Source organism: Vulcanisaeta distributa JCM 11217, assembly GCF_001316005.1.
Taxonomy (GTDB): domain Archaea; phylum Thermoproteota; class Thermoprotei; order Thermoproteales; family Thermocladiaceae; genus Vulcanisaeta; species Vulcanisaeta distributa_B.
Map to the genome: position 1 here is coordinate 16,107 of NZ_BBBJ01000013.1, position 19,947 is coordinate 36,053.

Here is a 19,947-nt window from a genome sequence, read left to right on the forward strand (position 1 = left end):
ATTTATTGGTTTTAAGTTATTCGTTGGCAATAAACGTAGCCATAATCCTCATATGCGCGCCCAATAAAGTCGCACTTAAAGTCCCTGCTTAATACTCTGAGAAGTTCCTTAACCGGTATACCTGTAACCCACCTGTGGTACTCAAATACTAATTCCCTAAATAACCTAACGTGTTCGTAATCATTAAGTATCACGTCATACTCACAACCCTCGCAATTCATCTTAAGAACATCCGTACGTACCCTAGTCTCATTAATAACCTCGCCTAGCGTAATTAACCTGATCTTAACATCACTAGTGCATGTCGTGTCGTCGGTTACGGGCCCGAAGTACGTAGCCATTATACTCCCCAGGTCAAGGTCCATGGAGACGCAGGTAGATCCAGTGATACTACTGAGTGCTGCATTGATGGGTATCACCCTATCGTTTAATCCATTCAACTTAATATTCCTAACAAGCTCCCTGAACGCCTTAGGGTGCGGTTCAATAGCCACAACCCTGTTCGCACCTCTCATTATGAAGTAAATCGTTGTATCACCAATGAATGCGCCAGCGTCGATCACGTCCTTATTCCTAAAATTAATCACTCCATACCTATCATCGTAAATCGAGAGGTAATCTGCGTAATAGTTCATTACAGCATTATAATGAAGAGATAATTTGGCATTTTCTGCCCAGCTCACTTAGTTAAGCCGTACTGAGGCACCGCAATTTTTGCCGTATAACACTTACTTTCCTCATTTGCTCTTCTCTGTCCAATGACATCAATAATAGAAAGGCTCGGCATAGAGCACATACCAGACTCAATGAGGCATGGTAGGACCATGTACCAATTCACGCTGTGGTTCGCAAGCAACTTGACAGTAGCCGATTATGCCTCGGCCCAATACTATACATGCTTGGCCTACCAATACCCTGGCTGGTACTCGCCCTCGTACTTGGTAACGTATTCGGTGGTTTATTGGTTGGGTTATTGGCGGCTATGGGGGGGCCAACCTATGGTTATCCACAGATAATGATTTCAAGGGCTGCCTATGGCAGGTAGGCAACCTACCCTTCGCAATAGCGAATTGGATTAGCACGCTTGGTTGGTTCTCCGTGAATGCAATAATCGGTGGTTACATAATAAATTACATAGACCCAGCAATACCACTTTATGCGGCGATTCTCATAACCGTGCTAACCCAATTCATAATCGCACTCTTTGGGTATGACATAATACATAGGTCTGAGTACGTACTATCAATAATACTGGGCATAATGTTCGCAGTATCCCTAGCCCTAGCACTAACAAAGCCACACCTACTAAGCACTTATGTAAGGACTGCCTCCTTCAACCCATTCAACTTCGCAATAGCGTTGGCGACGGTGTTTAGCTACATAATGTCGTGGGGGGCCCATACGCCAGCGACTACTCACGCTATCTACCAGAGAACACGAGCAGGCTAAAGATAATAACCTACGCAGCCCTCGGCGGCCTACTGGCCAGCCTATGGAGTGAGGTCGTGGGCTTTGCCGTCAGCGCGGCGACTGGAAACACAAGTGGCTTACCAACCGTGCTTGTGCAGTTCATGGGTAGTTACGGGATGGCTTACGCAATAATAGCCGTGATAGCCCTATTCCTGGGTGCGTTGGCCGCCAACGTCCTCAACATATACACCAACTCACTATCCGCCCTGGCGGTATACAACAGGGCGAAGAGGTGGCAGGCTTTAGTGGCTGGCGCGGTGGTTGGTACATTGATGGCTGTACTCGGTGGGTTAAACTTCGTGGGTTACTACGAGGGATTCCTACTATTCCTAGATTATTGGATAACGCCTTGGATTGGAATACTGCTGGTGATGTTCTACGTGAATAGGACCAGGGATTGGAAACTCGTGGAGAGTGGGCCGAAGGTAATTTGGAAGGCACTGCTCGCTACATAATCGGCCTATTAATCTCGGTACCATTCATGAACCTAGACGCAGCCACAGGAGGTTTAATACCCTTCATAGGCCCAGTAGCCAACGCCCTCGGCGGCGCCGACATAAGCTACTTCATATCATTTATAGTAGCATCAATGATATATTTAATTATTACATAAAAATAAAAATATATTTAATTTTAATTTAACTATTTTAAGCTAAATGACTTACCTTCTTCTCCTTCTTACGGCTAGCCATGCTACAATCGCTATTATTATGACTATAACAACCACAATAATTATTATCGTCATAAGTAATGATGAACTAATGGAAACAGCAGGCTTTGGCTTAACGGCAGATACAGGCTTCAGCCCAAGCACAACCCACACCTCACCAGAGCCAGACCAGGGTGACGGCCACGCAACTCCTGGGTTGTTCTGATTAGGCCAACCGACCCAGTACTTAGTTGAGTATCCGTACCATGCCGAACCATATACCAATGGTATAACGGGAACAGTTTGTAGGAATATCTCCTCAAGCCTTGAGTAAAGTGGTAATACGGCGCTTAAGTTACTTGGGTTGGTATACATTAATTGCTGAACCAACAGGTTGTATGTTAAGTTATTAAATCTCTCGAAGTCACACCAAGCAATGGTTGGCGAAACGCAGCCCCAGTAGTATCCCCAGTTATTAAAGTATGTCACTGGTAAAAGACCTGATGGGTTCCATAGAGCTGCTTGGAATTGACCGGTCTGAAGATCTGACCAGAATGTTGACCAACTAGGCGTAACAACGGTTGCGTCAATACCAACGGCCTGTAGCATCTCGGCTATTAACTCTGCCTGTTCATCCCAATCAGTCCAACCTGCCGGTGCCATTATTGTTAATGAAAGTACCGTACCATTTGGCGTCACCCAATAACCTTGCGCATTCTTATGGAATCCTAAGCTCTCAAATATCGCTATAGATTCATTTGGGTCATAGTACCAACCATATTCCTTAAGTATTGTTGTATTAATGACCTCCTGGAAGTATGGACCGAAGGCGTTGAATAACTCCGTGGTTGGGCCTGGCCATGCGCCATCAGGAGCCTCTTGGTTATTCTCAGCAATAACGGCTAATTCTGTCGTGTTTATTGCAAATGCGACTGCCCTTCTAACTGCTGGTATGTCCCATGGATACTGCTGGTAATTAATCCATAGGGCAACCACATTTATTGGTACTTGATACGGCGGGTGCGTATAGAATGTATAGAAGCTCTCATTATAATACTGCCAAACATTCATTATAAAGAAGCCATTCCAATCAAGCATTCCCTGGGCAATTAATGAAGGCGCTTGAACGTTGCTTGTCGCAACCATACTGACTACGTACTCAGGTGGGTAATCCGGGTTTATACCAAAGACACTCCAACCCCACCAATTCGGATTCTTTATGTAGACCTGCTCAGTATCGCTATAGTAATAGCCTTCGTATGGCCCATCGCTTATTGTGTATGGTGGCGAGGTTGCTGGTGGGTTTGTCCACGTACATGGATTAGAAACACTCGACCAGACACTGGCTGGTACCACCTGCATATCCGTTAATATCTCCTGGTAAAGGGCATACCAATTAATTTTGCCAACGAACACCAACATGACTGATGTCTGATTAAGGGCAACGGCATTTTTCAATGCACCAGTCCAGGTACCCCATACCCAACTCCACCTTGTGCATGTATAATTCTTACCTAATTCAAGTGTAAATACTACGTCTTGAGCCGTAACTGGTTGTCCATTTGACCACGTGGCTTGCGGCCTAAGGTTAATTATAACTGCCGTTGAATTGTACACACTCATTGATTGAGCGAGCAAGGGAATCAATGAATCGTTGAATGGATCGTAAGTAAACAGCGTTAAATAGACGAGATATAACTCCTCACTTGTTGGCGGGTAAACTATTGGATTAAAGCCATTACTTGGTGGCGACCACATCGCACCACCTATGTATAATGTCTCATTTCTTGGAAAGGTCAATGTTTGTTGGGCATAGCTCCTTGGTATTGAGATAAGTACTAATACGAGCGCTATAACTAAGGTGATTGTTGCTATTAGTACGTATTTACGAGACACTTTGCTTAGCATCGGAGAATTTGTACATATAGTAAAGGCATTTAAATATTAGGGGGGGTACTATGGGTATACCCATAGTACCTCTAATACCCTTAATTACTAATTTTACTAACTAAAGCTTAAAAGCGTTTAATGAACTAATTATTGATTATGGTTGCTACTTATGTTCGATATTTAGTTAGGAGATTTTTTGTCTACGTATTAATTTGGTTCGTGGCTAATAGTCTCGTGTTTTTACTACCTAGGTTATTGCCAATAAATGTTGCTAATATAATAGTTGGTAGGTTAGAAAGCGCTGCCATTGGTTCAGCGGGAACCTACTCGCCCCCCCAGGCTCTTCAGAAGCTATATAATTTTGTTTATCAATATTTTGGGTTGAACCAATCCTTATATATTCAATTCATTGATTATTGGAAGGGTATTTTTCAGGGCAATTTCGGTATTTCTGCATGGCTGTTTCCTGAACCAGTTATTAAAATAATAAGTGGTATCGTATTTTACGACCTTGCGCTGCTTATTCCAGCAATATTCCTTGGATTTTGGGCTGGTAATAAGCTTGGCGCCATAGCCGCCTTCAATAGGCATGTTGATAGAATATTAATGCCCATCCTATACTTCATTGCATATTCGCCATACTATTGGTTCGCAATGCTGTTGATAACGGTCTTTACATTCTATCTAAAATTACTTCCATCAACATTCACGTCAGAATACACATTCGTAATGCCGACACTTACATGGAGCTTTATATCAACATTCCTTAAGGAGTGGATATTACCATTCTTATCGGTATTTCTGGTATCCATTGGACAGTGGGCCATTGGCATGAGGGCCAACATAGTTAGTGAGCTTGGTAGTAATTATATAACCTATGCTGAGTCCTTGGGCATTAGGTACGATATTATTAGGAATTATGCCTATAGAAATGCGTCATTACCTCAATATTCAGGCCTAGCTATTAACCTGGGCTTAATTTTCGTCAGCGCCGGCGCTGTGGAGTTCATATTTATGTATCCAGGGATGGGTTGGATCATTTGGAATGCCATAACAAACCTTGATTACTTCTTAATGGAGGGTGCCTTGTTCTACGTGATAACCATGGTAGTAATTGCAAACTTTCTAATTGAGATTGTCTATGTTATTATTGATCCAAGGGTGAGGTAGGTACATATGCCTGAGGCCAGTGAGATTAAGTCATTATTTAGATCAATATTTAGTGATAGGTCGTTTTTAACAGGCTTTATAATGTTCCTTCCAGTGATTATACTAGCGATAATAGGCCCAATAATCGCGCCATACAAACACCCAGATGCCGTTGTTGGTCCGCCTGGTGTTCCACCAAGTTCGCATTATCTCCTTGGCACGACACTCTACGGGCAGGATGTATGGAGTCAGTTATTATTCGCTACGCCGGCGACGTTGATTATCGCTGCTATGGCTGGTGCGATAGCGACCGCAATAGGCGTAGTCCTGGGGGGGTTATAGCTGGTTATTTCGGCAGAACGATTAATGACATCATTAATTTCTTCACGAACTTATTCATTGCAATACCCGTTACTTTATTCGTTATGATACTTTCGCTCGTCATTGGACCTAAAATATCGAATTTATTAGTAGCTATACTCACAGGATTATTTAGTTGGAGCTGGACTGTCAGGGCTGTTGATCCTATGACGAGGAGTATAAAAGCTCGTGACTTCATAAATGTGGCTAGGCTTAATGGTAGTGATTCATTCGAGATAGCCTTTGGCGAGATTTTACCTGTTATACTACCGTATGTCGTCATCGTATATATAATCCAATTTAATGCCGCAATAATGACCATAGTAACGCTTAACTTATTTGGTATTGGATCCCTCTCAATAGCGACATGGGGGGGCACCATGCTTTATTGGTCCGTCATTGCGACAGCATTCGCTTACGGTATTTGGTGGTGGTATGTACCGCCTGGTTTCTTAACTGCTTGGACAACATTAGCATTAATATTAATGGTTAGAGGGTTAAACAAAATATTTAATCCAAGATTAAGGGGGGGTGATTTAATGTCTGAGAACATATTAAGTGTTGATGGGTTAAAAGCTTATTACTTTCTTGAAAACGGTCTTTCCGTCAAAGCCGTCGATGATGTCTCATTTACCGTTAATGAGAATGATGTTTTAGGAATTGTTGGCGAAAGTGGTTCAGGAAAGAGCACACTCGCCATAGCCATTTCAGCATTAACTAAACCACCCCCCCTCAGGATTGTGAATGGTAAGGTATTGTTTAAGGGCACGGACATACTTAAACTGGATAATGAGGAACTGAGAAGAATACGCATGAAGCACATATCATTAATTCCTCAGTTTGCAATGGATGCCCTTAATCCAACCATAACGATTAAGCGGTTACTTAGGGATGCCCTTAAATCCCATATTGATAGTGATGAAAAGATTGAGGAAATAATGAATTCCAGAGTTCCTGAGCGATTATCAATGATAGGCCTTCCAAAGTGGGTCCTTGATAGATACCCCTTCGAGTTATCAGGTGGTATGAGACAGAGGGTCAGTATCATGATAAGCACGATACTTGACCCGGATCTCTTAATTGCTGACGAACCAACTTCATCGCTTGATGTAGTCACGCAAAGATTAGTTATTCAATTCCTAAATGAATTAGTTGAATCACGTAGAGTCAAGTCAATGCTCTTCATAACACATGATATTGGTGTAATCGCACAACTAGCTAATAGAATTGGAGTAATGTATGCCGGTAAGCTTATTGAAGTTGGTAATGCCAACGACATACTTAAGGAGCCGCTACATCCATATACCAAGGCACTGATCATGTCAATACCCAAATACGGCACTAACATAAATAAGATTAGATTGAAAGGACTTAAGGGCGAACCGCCAAGCTTGGTGAACCCGCCTAAGGGTTGCCGCTTCTACGATAGATGCCCTTACAGGATGGATATTTGCAGGGAGAAGGAACCACCATTTGTTAAGGTGGGTTCTACCATGGTTGCATGCTGGTTATTCGCTAAGGGTGGTGATCAATGACTGAACTCATATATGAAGTTAAGAATTTAACAAAGGTGTTTGAGACTGGTTTCTTCCGTACTAGTAAGATCGTGGCTCTTAATGACGTTACATTTAATGTTAGTAAGGGCGATGTATTATCGATCGTTGGCGAGAGCGGTTCTGGAAAGTCAACATTAGCTAAAATATTACTTAAGCTAGAGAAGCCGACAAGTGGTAAGATACTTTATAAGGGGGGGGTTGATTTAAGTGAAATAGATAATAGAAGGTATTGGAGAGAAGTACAGGCCGTATTTCAGGATCCATACGCATCATTTAATCCTGTTCATAAGGTGGACCACGTACTTAAGGCACCACTTAAGAACTACTTTGATCATCTTAGTGAACGTGATATCTATAACCGTATTAAAGAAACCCTTGAATTTGTTGGATTAAGGGCAAGCGAGACTCTTGGTAAGTATCCACATCAATTCTCTGGTGGTCAATTACAAAGAATAATGATTGCGAGGGCGCTTTTAGTTGATCCTGAGGTTTTAATAGCGGATGAGCCCGTCTCCATGATAGATGCGTCGCTTAGGATTGAGATTCTGAATTTACTTCATGATATAAATGTTAAGAAGGGAATAACAATTCTGTTTATTACTCATGACCTATCGCTTGCATCCTACATAAGTAATAAGATACTTGTGCTTTATAGAGGGGGGAAATCATGGAGTATGGTGATTCTGAGGAGATTATCGAGAATTCATTGCATCCATATACTCAATTATTAATGTCCTCAATACCCCCCCAGGTTGATAGGAAGTTTGATAGGAAATTGGAAATTGAATTAGAAAAGATAGAGGAGGTAAACCTCGTTGGTTGTGTATTTCAGCCTAGATGCCCATATGCACGTGACGTATGCATTAACGTAAAGCCGAAGATAGTCAATGTAAAGCCGAATCATTTAGTGCGTTGCCACTTATATGGAGAAAGCCCCAGGGTTAACGGCGATTAAATGACACCCATAAATCGTAAGTACATAATTATTTCTTCAATATTCACAATCATTATTGTCCTTACTGTAATACTTATATTTTTCCTCACCGGCGAATTGGCATTAATGAATTCGAGAACAGTTAATTATAGGTGTATTTGTAGAGGGGGGCTATACATGCTTAACTCTGAACTCTTCGCTGGAATTACCTGGGCCGTCTACGTATATAATGGCATGGGGTAATAACAAATATGAGATATACATAAACATGTGGAACCTAGCAAACTTTAATAAGGGCTATGCAAAGATGACATATAATCCTAATAAGGGTGTACTTTGCTTTTATGCATTATTAAGTAATGTTTTATTGAAAAACCCAGAGAGCCAGGTCTGGGGGGGTTACCCAGAGATATTCCTCATTGGTAGAAGTCCGTGGCTTAAGTCTCCGATAAATGAGATAATTAATTTACCGCAGAGGATAAATGATTTATTAAGTTCATACCCTAACCTAGGTATTTATGTAAACTATACATTAATGCATAGCCCATCAACACCTATGGATTGGGCATACGATATTTGGTTTCTTAAGAACCCAAACATAACTGGTGTTGGGCCAGGCGATGCTGAGATGATGATTTGGCTCTACTATAGTGGTTATAATACTCAATGGGCTTATACGGGTATTAACGTTAATATACCGATTTACGTGAATGGAACCCTAATTAATGAAACCTTCATGGTACTGATAAACTGCAATCATGGAGCTGGTTGGACCTACATAGCCTTTGTCCCAGTCAATAATGGGTATAAAAGTGGTAATATTGGTGTGTGGTTGGCTCCGTTCCTTAACTACATGGTGACATTATTACCGCAGAAATGCCCATCAATATGGCAAAGCCAGATAATGTTTCCAATCTATGGCTCATGGATATAGAGTTAGGCAGTGAGTTTGGTAATATGTACATTAATAGTGGCGAGATTTATTGGAGGATATACAATATCAGCATAGTTAAATGATGATTCACGAATTTTTGTCCTCTAAGCTTCAATTAATTCCTCGATTCTCCTGATTGGCACTACGTTTTGGGCTAATAAACATATGCCCCCCCATAATGCATTTATTAATGATGGATAGGCATTTAATGAAGCATATATAATGCCTATTAAACTACCCAGTGACATTTCATCGGTTCGTACCCTATAAATGCCTAAGCTGGATAGTAGTAAAGGTGTAACATATGCATACGCCAATGCTGACGACCAATACACCCTATCCCACTTTATTTGATTAGATATTCCGTTAATCCATTTACGTAATGAACCTCGGACCAAATTAACGTTGTTAGTGTCTCCCCCCCTGAGAAATTCCTCAACCCTATGTATGGACTCGCTATACGCACTTCTCTCAATTTGTCTGGCGTTCTCCACACCCCCCCTGACATAAGGCTCGATAATCAACACCGACAGAGGTACAATAACTAATGCAATACCTCCAATCAATGGGTCTAACTGCATTATTGTTATTATCGATGTCAACGCGGTAAGTATATTCGGCATAAAAGTATTATACATATTACCAATGTTCCACATCACAAAGTCGATATCATTTACAATCCTACCAATTATATCATTAATATCAACATTATTTAACCTTCCAACATCATTATTACTAACCCTATTTATTATCAATTCTTTAATATTAACAATAGCCTTAGCTATACTATTCCAAAAAGGCCTAAATAACCATTCAGATGATGCGTATAATAAGGATACAATCGTCATGGTAATTATAAAATAAATAACGGAATTGGTGAGGAAGAATGAGGAATTTTCCTTAACCATTGAGTTAGTAAGTCTAGCCAATGCAATCGGTATTAAGTATCCAGAGGCGATCGCTCTTAATATATAAGATATTAGGGCTAAGGCAAAACCCATGTCGATTTCAGGCCTATGTACGTACAGAATATAAAAGCGGGCCGTACTTAGTAGTGCATTTATTAGTCCTGACCTTGATTTGTTAACCATACTTAATCACTTAACCCTTAATACTAACCCTGATTTACGTTCAACGTTCACATTAATAAGGTTATCGTTCAGTTTCGCATCTCCAAGGCCTCCAACTCTTTCAATTCTACTCACATTATCATTTAGCTTAATGTTATCCATTACGTTATTTATGGAATGATTAATTATGAATAGTAAATATTCATTATCTCCGTAAAATGTCTGAACCTCCAACTCAGGCAATGAGGAATAAGCTATTTGCCGAGCCCTCATCAAATCAACAAGTGCTTTATAAAATGGTAGAATCTCCATGTATTTTCCTGTGACGGTGATTATGTATTCAAAGGGTATTACCGATAAAATGACAACGCCGTTACCTCTCCTGGTCATGAATACCACAGGTAAACCATCATTAAGCGTGGCTATTACAGTAGCGTCCGTAGGCCTAACCTCATATAGGTAAATGGGATTACCTATAGTTATTGATATAGAGTCACCAGCCCTTAGTGACCCAAAGTCCTGCATAATGCTTATTTTAACGTTACCACTTATTACTCTGCCTTTACTTCCAGCCCACGATGATGGCTTAACGCCAAATAATTCATCCCATAAGTGAGTTGGTGATTCGTGAAATGACTGTCTAAGTAACGATACATATAAATTGTTACCTGACTTAACATTACTTAAGAGGTAATCCCATGTACTTGTTAATGCAAGAGGAATTGAAGGCATTATGATAAGACCATCACCAATCCTCTCCTGATCTAATTCATAAATAACCCTTACCTGTGTACCAACCATTGTTAATAAAATGTCTGATATAAGTACACTGCTATAGTCCTTATAGTTTACAAATTCATAATCTCTATACGCATAAAATGGAATTATTACCGTCACCTTTGGCATTCGTCTAAACCTATTATGTAATCCTAATTCTTCAAGATTAATAATAGTTTTTGAAAACTCCGATATAACGCTTGCGGCGGGTTTAGGTTTACCGAACTTATCAATTATCCCGAAGCCAAGTTCTAAAGGTCTCCATTCATATGGTGGATCCTTATCATTTATAAAATCTGTGAAGCACCATATGAAGGCGCCTGAAGATTCATGTGCAATAGCCGTATATAGGACTTCGTTTATAAAATAAGCCTGCCATTCCTCGGGATACTGTAACGTGCTAAAGCCAAATTCCTCAAGGAGCACAGGTGATGAACCACCGTTAGACGCTAGGTCTAGGTGAGCGCCATATAAGTAACCATGCATTACTGGGTCATCATGATAAAAGTATAGGTGAGGACCTATGTAATCAACAATACCTCTAACATTTGGTTCCTCCTGCATGGGACCATAGAATACGTCACCAGACGATACTACATGATTGGGATCAATTCTCTTTATTACGCCTGTTACGGCAGATAAAAATGCTAAGGCTCTATCTCTGGTTTCTGGCCTTTTGAATAGGCTTATTTCATTCGTTAATATCCAGCCACCCAATGCCTCATGATCTTTTAACACACTCACTACATTTATCACAAACTGTATGAACCTAGTAATTGATTCTTCATCGTAAGGATCTCCATTCACGAGGAAAGGCACCTTCCAATTTCTACCACTCATGTGGCCCACGAATAATGTTGGAAATCCAATTATACCATATTCCTTAAGTAAATCCATGAACTCCTTAAGCTTTCTCACCGAGTCTTCATTGATGTTTCCATAATTGTCTACGAAATCCTCAGCAATAATAAAGAACCTTACTGCACGAATGCCAAGGCTCCTCATCATATCTAATTCATTACGGATATCATCTACATTCCACTTACTCCACATCTTTATATTTGACCTTCTTGGAAAATAATTAACGCCAAGCAAGAATTTAATATCGTTATTATTTAAGCAAATAAACTTACCGCACTTCGAAGTCTTCGGCATTTTGAATAAGTTTAATTAACACATTATTAAGCTTTATTACTTTATTACCTTAAATTGAACGTTAACAATATGGACATACTGTCACCTTTATCCTCCTTATCCTGGGGGTTTAGAGCGTATGATACTATTACTGTTAGTATTATTGACGCTATTAATATAATCAGGTACCAAGTACTTACTATTGAGTAGTAGAAGGTTATTGCTAGTATGGCTATCCCAATGGCTATGGCTATCCTGCCACCCAGGTGGTTAGTCTCAGGCTCCCGCCGCCACGAGTATTAGGCTTAATACGTAGTATAGGGAGTCGATGGCGTAGGCGTCCTCCATGGCGTTATAGGTTAACTCCAAGGGCTTTACGTAACCACTCAGGTAAGCCGCTACGTAGGCGAGTATTATCGTTAGTACTGCCACGGCAGTGCTTAGATAAAGGGCCTTATGCGGGCTCTTATACCTTGGGTGCGTTTCGGCGAGCCATGCAGGTAACAACCTGTCCCTGGCCATCCCATAGAGCATCCTCGCGGTCGCATTTAATGTGGCCAGGTAGCACCCGAATACGCTAAGCATAACACTTATTGCGAACAGTATTAGCCCCCCCACCGTACCCAGGTAATGCCCTATCAACGTGTATACTGGGTTCGGGCCCATGCCCTCGGCCATGTTAACGAAGTTGTTAATGGCGCTTTGTGTGTAGCCTATGTTGAGTAGTATTGCGTATGTGACTAGTATGTATAGTATTCCCATGAATACCGTAGCCCACAGCGTGCTTGTCGGCACACTCCTCCTCGGGTCCCTAACCTCCTCGGATATTTGCGTACTAACCTCGAAGCCCATGAAGTAAGTTATTGCGAAGATTAGGCCTCCAGACAGTGCCGTTAATATTCCAGTGGGTGTTGCTGCGAAGGTTCCCTGCGCCGTGAATGGGAATACCGAGAGCCTATTGATGTTTGCTATGAACGATAGTACCACGAATATTAATAGGATTGCTATTTCAATGCTCGTTAACGTCATTTCAGTCCTAACGCTAGGCCTTATCCCAAGGACCGCGGGTATTAGGGCCAGGACTATGGGTATTGGCAGTAGGATTAATGGGTTTATCACGTGCCCCCCCGTTACTGCGTATATGCCCTCCGTGCCCAGGTATGCGAAGGCTATTGCCACCGAACCGACGCCAACGATGCTATAAAACACCGCGTAGATTATTCCGTTTATGAAGCCTGTTCTGGCATTTATCGTGTTTGTCACGTAGGCGTAGAAGCTCGCCGCATGTGGGTATTTGCGGGCCAGTACGAATATTGAGTAGACAATAGCTAGGACACCCAGTAATGTGAGCAACATTGCCAATGGCGCAGCGGCGTATGCACTACCCATTATTAGAGCTGCACCACCTGCAATGCTATAGGCTGGTGCTTGACCTGCCAGTGAGTTATACAATGAACCGAGGAATCCCGTGGCATTCCTCATTAACTCACTACTTCTCTGTTTCGACATCGTTAATTACGACAACACCGCACCTTTTTATACTTAGTTAAACGTTTAATAACGCGAATCAATGCAAAAACTAAATTAACTAAGTTGCACTTAGTTACTAAATGCTCTTTTCTCCAGAGCCTAAAGTTAGTGAGGAGGATTTATTTGACTTTAGAATTGAACTTAACCAATTGATTAATGCAGTTAGGATGTCAAGGCTTACAGTAATCACGGGCATTAGGAGGAGCGGCAAAACTTCATTAATGAATGTGGCAATTAGGAAATCAGGCCTACCCTACATATACCTTGACGTTAGGCTTAGCGCATACCCGAACTATGCGACTTAGCCGTCATATGGGCTAGGGCTATTGAGGATTTCATAAGGCGCGAGTCCGGGCTTAGGGAGAAGATACTAAGCGTGCTTAAGGATGTCGCTGGGCTTGCCATAGGGATTAACCCCCCCATTAAGGTTGAGGCTAGGTTCAGAGGTCCAGGTAAGTTAGATATTGCTCAATTACTAATTAAGCTCAATGACCTAGCAGGAGAGATTGGAGGTAAGGTGGTCATTGCAATAGATGAGGCTCAGGAGTTGAGGAGGGTTAATTGGCTTAGATTCGATAGGTTGATTGCTTACGCCTATGATAACCTCAGAAACATAAACTTTGTACTTACTGGATCGCAGGTCGGTCTTTTATATGACCTGCTTGGGCTTCGTAATCCCAAGGCACCACTCTTCGGTAGGGCTTATGTCGAGGTTAAGACTAGGAGGTTAAGTCCCGATGAATCCTATGAATTCCTGAATAAGGGGGTTCAATGAGGTTGGTATCAAACCAAGCGAGGACGTGTTGGTAAGGGCTATTAATGAGTTTGATGGGATTATTGGTTGGTTGACGTACTTCGGTTATAACTACGCAATTAGGGGCGTTGCGGATTTCGATGCTATAAGGAGCATGGCGGTGAGCATGGCTCGTGACGAGCTAATAAACCTGTTAGGCGTAATGAGGAGTACGAGGTATAGAATAATCCTTAAAATCCTTGGTGAAGGACCCGCCAGGTGGAGTTTTATTAAGAGTAGGTTGGAGATTATTGAGGGTAGGTACGTGAGTGATACTGCGTTGAGTAACTTATTGAGTACGCTTGTTAATATGAGCATTGTTGAGAAGAGGGATGATGAGTACACAATGATAGATCCAATCTACGCCGCTGCCGCACGAACACTTTAAGGGAAATGACATAAATAGGTTAGGATTCAATACATATGCTGGAGCATGAGGGTTAGGGACATATACGTGGTGGGGGCTGCGTCGGCTTCCTTCTTCATGAGCTACTTCTCCAGGCTTGCCTGGAGTATTGTATCAACATACTCATCGTTGAGACCCACCATTGTCGAAGATAGTATTGTCTTCTCGTTGTTCTTCATAGGTTACGTGGTTGTCCAGGTACCCGCCGGAATTATTTCGGATAGAGTTGGTCCAAAGTACGTGATCATAGCATCACTAATCGGTTTGGCCGCATCATCCTTCGTGTCTGGTATAGCCAATACCATGTGGGTTGAGTACGTGGCCAGCCTCTTCATGGGATTGAGCGCTGGGTGGATTTACCCAGCCACAGTGAAGTTACTGACCATTAACTTCAGCGGCCCTGAACTGCCGGTGGCCATGGGCTATTACAGCATTGCTTGGCCGTTATCCATAGTGCTCGCCGGTGCTACCCTACCTGGGATCTGCATAGCCCTTGGTTGGAGGTGGAGTTACTACATTATTGCCCTCACTTCAATAATCATAGCATCACTATACGTGCCAATAAATATTAGGGACTATGGCGGTAATGCACGTGGCTCATTAAACCTTAAGTTATTGAGGAATAGCGACGTTATAGTCGTTAGTCTCTCTGGTTTTCTATTCTTCATGTCATACTGGACAATAACGCTATACGCCTATAAATACTTCCTATCGATAGGGCTTAACGACTACGTCGCAGGCTTCACCTACTCACTCCTAGCTCTATTGGGTATTCCATCAACATTAATTGCAGGTTACATAATTAGGAGCTTGGGTGTCAGGAACACGTTATCATTGTTTGAGGCATTATATGGTATATCAACGATACTCCTTGCCGTGATCACGAGGGAGTTACCGCTAATGATATTGGCGGCCTCCATGGGCTTTATCAGGTTCATAATAACGCCGGCAAACTCAACCGCCGTATCAAAAATTGGTGGTGAACTAGCCGGTAGCGTGACTGGCATTGCAAACCTCTTCTGGCAGTTGAGTGGTGCTGTTGCGCCAGCGGTGGCATCATTTATATTGATTAGGCTTAACTATCAATCACTGTGGGTTATTATGGGCATTGTGATAATGATATCTGCGCTAATTTATCAATTAGCACTAAGGGTTAAGTAATTAAGGCATTAAATAACAATATTACCTATGATGCAATTAATCACTATGGAAAGACGTTTAAGTATTAATGATGTATTGAGGCTGACCTTAATTATAGTATTTACGACCTTCTTATTAATCGCCACATTAGGCGCTGCTGAAACCAATTACGTAATTAAGATACCGCCAATGAGCATATTTAATGTCACTAGTTTATCAAGTAGCACATCATTTTCGTACACGTACGTTAACATGACAGGCGGTATAGCGTACCTACCACCAATCGAGTATTATTACTATAATTTCAGTGCAACGGCTGGATCATACATAGACTATAGTGTTTGGAGTACATCACCAATAACGCTATACATACTCACTAAACAACAACTCATGAAGTATATTAATGGAAGCAGCATTGAACATCTATACTCAGTGACTGGCAATAACATAACTGGTTATTACTACGTCAATAGAACAGGGACTTATTACGTTATAATACTCAATAATGGAGCAAAATCCGCGCTTGTCGTTTACGCAATATCACTAACGAGAGAGCCAATGCTTGGTCAATGGGGATTCCCTATGGGTATTGCTGATTATGGCATTGCCATTATTAACGGCACATACTTCGCCTATGAGTACGAAACTAATGAATTCATTGGTAAGGCGAGTATTTACAATGTATTTACCCAGGAACCAGGTTCATGCCCAACGGGTTATGTCGAACCGGGCAACAATTGGTTCAGCATTCAACTGAATACTGTTCTTGTGGTGAATACACTTAGTGGCTACACTCAATACTACTGGCTCCAGAATATATTGCTCTTTGATTCCTTGAATCACACAGCCCAGGTGGGTGATAATGTGTGGAATATTACATCAATCAACGCCTCACTAAGTGGTAACCTAGTTAGTGGCAATGGATTGGTTAGTCCCGTAAATACCACGGTAGGTAATGTAACGGCCTACGCATACGACATAGAACTAACACGGCAGGTTAGCCTGCCATTCACGATATATTTAATAACGAGGACTGGGTTAACGAGTAATGACTACCCATGGATCGCCTTCGGCTACTCATACAATGGCAAGTCAATTACCTGGTTTGACAACGTTACAATAAGGGTAAAGTCATCAATAACGTACATGGAAGTATCACCAACAGGTAATAGTGGTGGATTAATGAATGACGCAGAGCTGGTAATTGTAGGCCCGTGGAATAGCGAGTGCACAGTGGCTAGGTCACTAAATACTACATTGTCCCTATACTTCACGTGGCCCTACCCAAGCGATTATTACTTATCACCAGTACCCTCAATGTGGGATTTCGGCACGGACACCGCTGAAATAATATATGATGCCCACGTGTTACCGCTTAGTTATGGGTCCGTCTACGTTATTCAAGGCCCTGAGGAATTGTACTTCCTCAACACGTACTTCATACCATTAATAATTAATAATCCCGTGAACGAGACGAAGACGTTGGATGTATATACCGTAAACTCAACGACTACGTTAATCGAACCATCAATAATCACCGTAGTACCTAACGAGACCAGGTACGTATCATGAATTACGTAATAAACAACTCATACATAGTCACTACGAATACATTGAACTTAACACTTCAGGGACCAACGAGCATTTACGTTAATTACACATTGCAATACATGCTCACGATTAACGACCTGAGTGGATTACTAAACGGAGAAAGCGGGTGGCATAATTATGGCTCCATCGTGACTCTCAATGAGCCAGAAATATACTACCTCAATAATGGAACACGGCTAGTATTCAATGCCTACTACATATACCTCACAGGAACCAGTCTCTACCATACGGTGATGAGTAACGTCACCAATTTACTGGTTAATGGGCCATACACGGTCATTGTCAATTGGACGAAGCAGTACAGGGTTAATGTGAATAGTCCCGTGCCTGTGATAATCTCCTTATCGGGGGGGCTACAAAACATTAGTGGCTATTCAATAGTTACGTGGGCTAACGAGAGCTCTGTATTAATAATTCTCGTGCCAGGTACTATGTATTGAGTAATGGAACTCGCCTAGTCTACCTGGGTAGTAATGAGACGATTATTGTAGATTCGCCATTAAATATAACCCTAAGTGCCTTTAAGCATCAGTACCTCGTTACTGTACATAGCGAATACCCAGTGAGTATTAATGGTACTTACACGACCAACACGACTAAGTGGCTTTATAGTGGTGAGGTGCTCATGATTAAGCCTGGCACGGTATTTAGCGATGGAGTATTCCTAAGCGAGCCTGGCTCGTAATCACCGTTAATAGGCCGATGAGTATAACCGTGGCATGGCACGTTAATTATACGCCCACAGTAATAATGTATGCAGTGATAATAGCGGTAATTTATGCATTAACGATGCTCATAAATAGGAGGAGACACGGTAAGCATTAAGTATTTAGGATTTTGCGAAATTCCTCGAGAAATCATTATCCAAACCCACCATGAGAATAAAGGAGCTAAGGGCAAGGACTAAGTAACGTAGTGAATTAAAGAATGCATCGCTCAAGTTGGGAGTTCGCTAGGACTTCTATTTACAATGCCAGGTGACCCACGTATTTCAATTTACCACTTACCGGGTCAACCTCTAAACCCAGCGTTTCAAGTGCCGTGACACCAAGGACCTCAGCATCGCTAGATTCGCCAAATACCACCTCTACATCACCCTCGTAATCCTCATACTTAATTGTGACCAAACCAACACTCCTCATAACCATCCTACCATCTATAGTCCTGAACTGCCTGACCCTCCTTGGTTTAATGCCGATTGACGCCAAGGTATCCTTATTAATCCAGGTAAAGACACTGCCGGTATCCACTATCAGTTCCACATCTCGACTCGCACCAGTCTCCGGGTTTTTTATTATTATCTTAACCTTCGTAATGCCCATTAATCCCTCTAGAAATAAAAATAATATTATGAACTTAAATGGCTTTTTATCAATTCTCAATCAGTCCTTAATCCTAATAAGCCACTTATGAACGGGTTCATTAACATCCCTGACATTATTTGGGTTCGCATAAACATCTAAGTGCCCATAACTATCAAGTAATACCACATCACTCGTTAACCTCCTTACTAAGTCCATATCAGCCACCTTCATGCCAAATAACCCGCTTATAATGGCGAGTATTGGTACCCTAACCTCCATGTATTTAGTCCTGAATTGATCCATTGGCTCTATGAATAGCCTAGCAGGCCAGTATGGGTCCAGCGTCGCCAATACGGCAAATATAGCTTGGGGGGGATGTGAGTTTGGGTATGAGTATGGGTTTGCAAGTCCCTGGTTATAGACTATACTCATTAAATAATCGCTTAAGGTCTTAAAGCCAGGCTCTGGGCTTGGCAGCGCTGGATTGTATAGTGCCTTAAGCCATACCGTGTTCACCATATTCCCTGGATACCTACCCCCCCCAGTTAGGATTGATGGTACCGCATATAGCTTACTCGCCCTGAGTTCATCAACACTACGCGCAGGCAATGTCTGAATAACGGAGGTCCTTATTGGCGCACCATCTAGTAGTACTACCGCTTTAGCATCCTCCGGGTGAACAGTAACGTAATTCATTGACGCAATCCCACCAAAGCTCTCCCCCCCAATCAATACGACCTTATCCCTACCGCTAACCTCCATAACCTTATTAACGGCCTCCTTAATATCGCCTAGCCACGCCTCCCAGCCCCCCCAATCAAGCATGAATGAGAGGTCCTTAACGTCAGGAAGTACGAAGTGCGTCCTATAATCAATTGTATAGACCAGGTAACCTCGCCTTGCCAGGTATATGGGTATCATGGAGTCCGGTATTGCTGGTTCTATCGGTTGTATTCCATGCCATGAAACATGAATCAACTGCTCTCCATGTGATGTCATACCAGGCAGTATCAGCACTGGGTATGGGTAAGTCACATCCCTGCCCTTAACCTCCCTTAGAGCTATGTAATTGAAGCAACCACCAGGTGGGCGCTCCGTAACCCAAACTCTCTCGGTGAGATCAGGGAATTCCTTAATGCTTCCCTCCCAGGTTAATTTCCAACCTGGCATACTTAATAATGCCTTGATTTTGATTTATTGTTTGTGCTTATATGGAAAATATATTTTATATAGTGCTATA

The 19,947-nt window shown here is 42.0% G+C and carries 25 protein-coding genes; 17 read left to right on the plus strand and 8 right to left on the minus strand.

The annotated features are described in order from the left end of the window. Nucleotides 1-11: 11 nt before the first annotated feature. On the minus strand, nucleotides 12-635 hold the full coding sequence (locus JCM11217_RS11700) for an FkbM family methyltransferase (protein ID WP_054843011.1): 624 nt from the start codon (nucleotides 633-635) through the stop codon (nucleotides 12-14). Between the two features lie 44 nt (nucleotides 636-679). Then, nucleotides 680-826 carry a hypothetical protein gene (locus tag JCM11217_RS16980; protein WP_243679365.1) on the minus strand — a complete coding sequence of 49 codons (147 nt, stop codon included), beginning with the start codon at nucleotides 824-826 and terminating at the stop codon, nucleotides 680-682. A 15-nt stretch (nucleotides 827-841) separates the two neighbouring features. On the opposite strand from JCM11217_RS16980, the gene JCM11217_RS16985 reads away from it, so the two are divergent. From JCM11217_RS16985 to JCM11217_RS17000, 4 genes are read left to right on the plus strand one after another with little or no spacing between them, the layout of a single operon-like run. Beyond that, the gene (locus JCM11217_RS16985) at nucleotides 842-1,045 is read left to right on the plus strand and encodes a cytosine permease (protein ID WP_243679366.1); all 204 of its coding nucleotides are present in this window, start codon (nucleotides 842-844) and stop codon (nucleotides 1,043-1,045) included. A gap of 53 nt (nucleotides 1,046-1,098) precedes the next feature. Then, nucleotides 1,099-1,449, plus strand: a complete 351-nt coding sequence (locus JCM11217_RS16990; protein ID WP_243679367.1) for a hypothetical protein — start codon at nucleotides 1,099-1,101, stop codon at nucleotides 1,447-1,449. Then, nucleotides 1,389-1,925 (plus strand): cytosine permease, encoded by a 537-nt coding sequence (locus JCM11217_RS16995; RefSeq protein WP_243679368.1) that lies wholly within the window; start codon nucleotides 1,389-1,391, stop codon nucleotides 1,923-1,925. Before JCM11217_RS16990 ends, JCM11217_RS16995 begins: the two co-directional genes overlap by 61 nt. Further along, nucleotides 1,901-2,083, plus strand: a complete 183-nt coding sequence (locus JCM11217_RS17000) for a hypothetical protein (protein WP_243679369.1) — start codon at nucleotides 1,901-1,903, stop codon at nucleotides 2,081-2,083. The genes JCM11217_RS16995 and JCM11217_RS17000 overlap by 25 nt, the downstream gene beginning before the upstream one ends. Nucleotides 2,084-2,131: 48 nt before the next feature. On the opposite strand, the gene JCM11217_RS11710 is transcribed toward JCM11217_RS17000, so the two are convergent. Beyond that, nucleotides 2,132-4,027 carry an ABC transporter substrate-binding protein gene (locus tag JCM11217_RS11710; protein WP_054843012.1) on the minus strand — a complete coding sequence of 632 codons (1,896 nt, stop codon included), beginning with the start codon at nucleotides 4,025-4,027 and terminating at the stop codon, nucleotides 2,132-2,134. 138 nt (nucleotides 4,028-4,165) lie between these two features. Between JCM11217_RS11710 and JCM11217_RS11715 the strand changes: the two genes are divergently transcribed. From JCM11217_RS11715 to JCM11217_RS11745, 6 genes are all read left to right on the plus strand, one after another. Next, entirely contained in the window at nucleotides 4,166-5,179 is a 1,014-nt protein-coding gene (locus JCM11217_RS11715) for an ABC transporter permease (RefSeq protein WP_054843013.1), read from the plus strand. A 6-nt stretch (nucleotides 5,180-5,185) separates the two neighbouring features. After that, the gene (locus tag JCM11217_RS11720) at nucleotides 5,186-5,500 is read left to right on the plus strand and encodes a hypothetical protein (protein ID WP_054843014.1); all 315 of its coding nucleotides are present in this window, start codon (nucleotides 5,186-5,188) and stop codon (nucleotides 5,498-5,500) included. Further along, nucleotides 5,401-7,053, plus strand: a complete 1,653-nt coding sequence (locus JCM11217_RS17005) for a dipeptide/oligopeptide/nickel ABC transporter permease/ATP-binding protein (RefSeq protein WP_243679370.1) — start codon at nucleotides 5,401-5,403, stop codon at nucleotides 7,051-7,053. The genes JCM11217_RS11720 and JCM11217_RS17005 overlap by 100 nt, the downstream gene beginning before the upstream one ends. Then, a complete protein-coding gene (locus JCM11217_RS11735) occupies nucleotides 7,050-7,805 on the plus strand; it encodes a dipeptide/oligopeptide/nickel ABC transporter ATP-binding protein (protein ID WP_243679371.1) in 756 nt (251 codons plus the stop codon). Before JCM11217_RS17005 ends, JCM11217_RS11735 begins: the two co-directional genes overlap by 4 nt. After that, a complete protein-coding gene (locus JCM11217_RS17010) occupies nucleotides 7,742-8,029 on the plus strand; it encodes a hypothetical protein (protein WP_243679372.1) in 288 nt (95 codons plus the stop codon). Before JCM11217_RS11735 ends, JCM11217_RS17010 begins: the two co-directional genes overlap by 64 nt. A 208-nt stretch (nucleotides 8,030-8,237) precedes the next feature. Beyond that, nucleotides 8,238-8,942 carry a hypothetical protein gene (locus tag JCM11217_RS11745; protein ID WP_054843017.1) on the plus strand — a complete coding sequence of 235 codons (705 nt, stop codon included), beginning with the start codon at nucleotides 8,238-8,240 and terminating at the stop codon, nucleotides 8,940-8,942. A 104-nt stretch (nucleotides 8,943-9,046) separates the two neighbouring features. Here JCM11217_RS11745 and JCM11217_RS11750 read toward each other — a convergent pair whose 3' ends face one another. From JCM11217_RS11750 to JCM11217_RS11760, 3 genes are all read right to left on the minus strand, one after another. Continuing rightward, nucleotides 9,047-10,033 carry an ABC transporter transmembrane domain-containing protein gene (locus JCM11217_RS11750; protein WP_243679373.1) on the minus strand — a complete coding sequence of 329 codons (987 nt, stop codon included), beginning with the start codon at nucleotides 10,031-10,033 and terminating at the stop codon, nucleotides 9,047-9,049. Nucleotides 10,034-10,039: 6 nt separating this feature from the next. Beyond that, complete coding sequence (locus JCM11217_RS11755; RefSeq protein ID WP_054843018.1) at nucleotides 10,040-11,944, minus strand: hypothetical protein; 1,905 nt, start codon at nucleotides 11,942-11,944, stop codon at nucleotides 10,040-10,042. A 255-nt stretch (nucleotides 11,945-12,199) separates the two neighbouring features. Further along, complete coding sequence (locus JCM11217_RS11760; protein WP_243679374.1) at nucleotides 12,200-13,432, minus strand: amino acid permease; 1,233 nt, start codon at nucleotides 13,430-13,432, stop codon at nucleotides 12,200-12,202. 101 nt (nucleotides 13,433-13,533) lie between these two features. Between JCM11217_RS11760 and JCM11217_RS17015 the strand changes: the two genes are divergently transcribed. The 7 genes from JCM11217_RS17015 to JCM11217_RS17040 all read left to right on the plus strand — a co-directional run bounded on the left by JCM11217_RS17015 (nucleotide 13,534) and on the right by JCM11217_RS17040 (nucleotide 18,088). Next, nucleotides 13,534-13,758: a hypothetical protein gene (locus JCM11217_RS17015; protein ID WP_243679375.1), complete on the plus strand. Its 225-nt coding sequence runs from the start codon at nucleotides 13,534-13,536 to the stop codon at nucleotides 13,756-13,758. Between the two features lie 71 nt (nucleotides 13,759-13,829). Further along, a complete protein-coding gene (locus JCM11217_RS17020) occupies nucleotides 13,830-14,228 on the plus strand; it encodes an ATP-binding protein (RefSeq protein WP_243679376.1) in 399 nt (132 codons plus the stop codon). Between the two features lie 25 nt (nucleotides 14,229-14,253). Next, entirely contained in the window at nucleotides 14,254-14,634 is a 381-nt protein-coding gene (locus JCM11217_RS17025; RefSeq protein WP_243679377.1) for a hypothetical protein, read from the plus strand. A gap of 45 nt (nucleotides 14,635-14,679) precedes the next feature. Further along, nucleotides 14,680-15,813, plus strand: coding sequence for an MFS transporter (locus tag JCM11217_RS11770; protein ID WP_054843019.1), 1,134 nt, complete (start codon nucleotides 14,680-14,682; stop codon nucleotides 15,811-15,813). A gap of 27 nt (nucleotides 15,814-15,840) precedes the next feature. Further along, nucleotides 15,841-17,364 (plus strand): thermopsin, encoded by a 1,524-nt coding sequence (locus JCM11217_RS17030; RefSeq protein ID WP_243679378.1) that lies wholly within the window; start codon nucleotides 15,841-15,843, stop codon nucleotides 17,362-17,364. Then, nucleotides 17,361-17,843 carry a hypothetical protein gene (locus JCM11217_RS17035; protein WP_243679379.1) on the plus strand — a complete coding sequence of 161 codons (483 nt, stop codon included), beginning with the start codon at nucleotides 17,361-17,363 and terminating at the stop codon, nucleotides 17,841-17,843. Before JCM11217_RS17030 ends, JCM11217_RS17035 begins: the two co-directional genes overlap by 4 nt. Further along, nucleotides 17,840-18,088 carry a hypothetical protein gene (locus JCM11217_RS17040; RefSeq protein ID WP_243679380.1) on the plus strand — a complete coding sequence of 83 codons (249 nt, stop codon included), beginning with the start codon at nucleotides 17,840-17,842 and terminating at the stop codon, nucleotides 18,086-18,088. Before JCM11217_RS17035 ends, JCM11217_RS17040 begins: the two co-directional genes overlap by 4 nt. A 280-nt stretch (nucleotides 18,089-18,368) precedes the next feature. Here JCM11217_RS17040 and JCM11217_RS11780 read toward each other — a convergent pair whose 3' ends face one another. Continuing rightward, nucleotides 18,369-18,785, minus strand: a complete 417-nt coding sequence (locus JCM11217_RS11780; RefSeq protein WP_243679381.1) for an aspartyl protease family protein — start codon at nucleotides 18,783-18,785, stop codon at nucleotides 18,369-18,371. Next, on the minus strand, nucleotides 18,786-19,877 hold the full coding sequence (locus JCM11217_RS11785; protein ID WP_054843020.1) for an alpha/beta hydrolase: 1,092 nt from the start codon (nucleotides 19,875-19,877) through the stop codon (nucleotides 18,786-18,788). Nucleotides 19,878-19,947: the final 70 nt, after the last annotated feature.

Coding starts and splice junctions, on each gene's coding strand:
- JCM11217_RS17005 (WP_243679370.1), top strand. CDS start 5,401: ATGGAGTCAGTTATTATTCGCTACGCCGGCGACGTTGATTATCGCTGC.
- JCM11217_RS11710 (WP_054843012.1), bottom strand. CDS start 4,027: ATGCTAAGCAAAGTGTCTCGTAAATACGTACTAATAGCAACAATCACC.
- JCM11217_RS17015 (WP_243679375.1), top strand. CDS start 13,534: ATGCTCTTTTCTCCAGAGCCTAAAGTTAGTGAGGAGGATTTATTTGAC.
- JCM11217_RS16980 (WP_243679365.1), bottom strand. CDS start 826: ATGGTCCTACCATGCCTCATTGAGTCTGGTATGTGCTCTATGCCGAGC.
- JCM11217_RS11715 (WP_054843013.1), top strand. CDS start 4,166: ATGGTTGCTACTTATGTTCGATATTTAGTTAGGAGATTTTTTGTCTAC.
- JCM11217_RS11770 (WP_054843019.1), top strand. CDS start 14,680: ATGAGGGTTAGGGACATATACGTGGTGGGGGCTGCGTCGGCTTCCTTC.
- JCM11217_RS11785 (WP_054843020.1), bottom strand. CDS start 19,877: ATGCCAGGTTGGAAATTAACCTGGGAGGGAAGCATTAAGGAATTCCCT.
- JCM11217_RS11760 (WP_243679374.1), bottom strand. CDS start 13,432: ATGTCGAAACAGAGAAGTAGTGAGTTAATGAGGAATGCCACGGGATTC.
- JCM11217_RS17010 (WP_243679372.1), top strand. CDS start 7,742: ATGGAGTATGGTGATTCTGAGGAGATTATCGAGAATTCATTGCATCCA.
- JCM11217_RS11720 (WP_054843014.1), top strand. CDS start 5,186: ATGCCTGAGGCCAGTGAGATTAAGTCATTATTTAGATCAATATTTAGT.
- JCM11217_RS11745 (WP_054843017.1), top strand. CDS start 8,238: ATGGCATGGGGTAATAACAAATATGAGATATACATAAACATGTGGAAC.
- JCM11217_RS17035 (WP_243679379.1), top strand. CDS start 17,361: ATGAATTACGTAATAAACAACTCATACATAGTCACTACGAATACATTG.
- JCM11217_RS11755 (WP_054843018.1), bottom strand. CDS start 11,944: ATGCCGAAGACTTCGAAGTGCGGTAAGTTTATTTGCTTAAATAATAAC.
- JCM11217_RS11750 (WP_243679373.1), bottom strand. CDS start 10,033: ATGGTTAACAAATCAAGGTCAGGACTAATAAATGCACTACTAAGTACG.
- JCM11217_RS11735 (WP_243679371.1), top strand. CDS start 7,050: ATGACTGAACTCATATATGAAGTTAAGAATTTAACAAAGGTGTTTGAG.
- JCM11217_RS11700 (WP_054843011.1), bottom strand. CDS start 635: ATGAACTATTACGCAGATTACCTCTCGATTTACGATGATAGGTATGGA.
- JCM11217_RS17030 (WP_243679378.1), top strand. CDS start 15,841: ATGATGCAATTAATCACTATGGAAAGACGTTTAAGTATTAATGATGTA.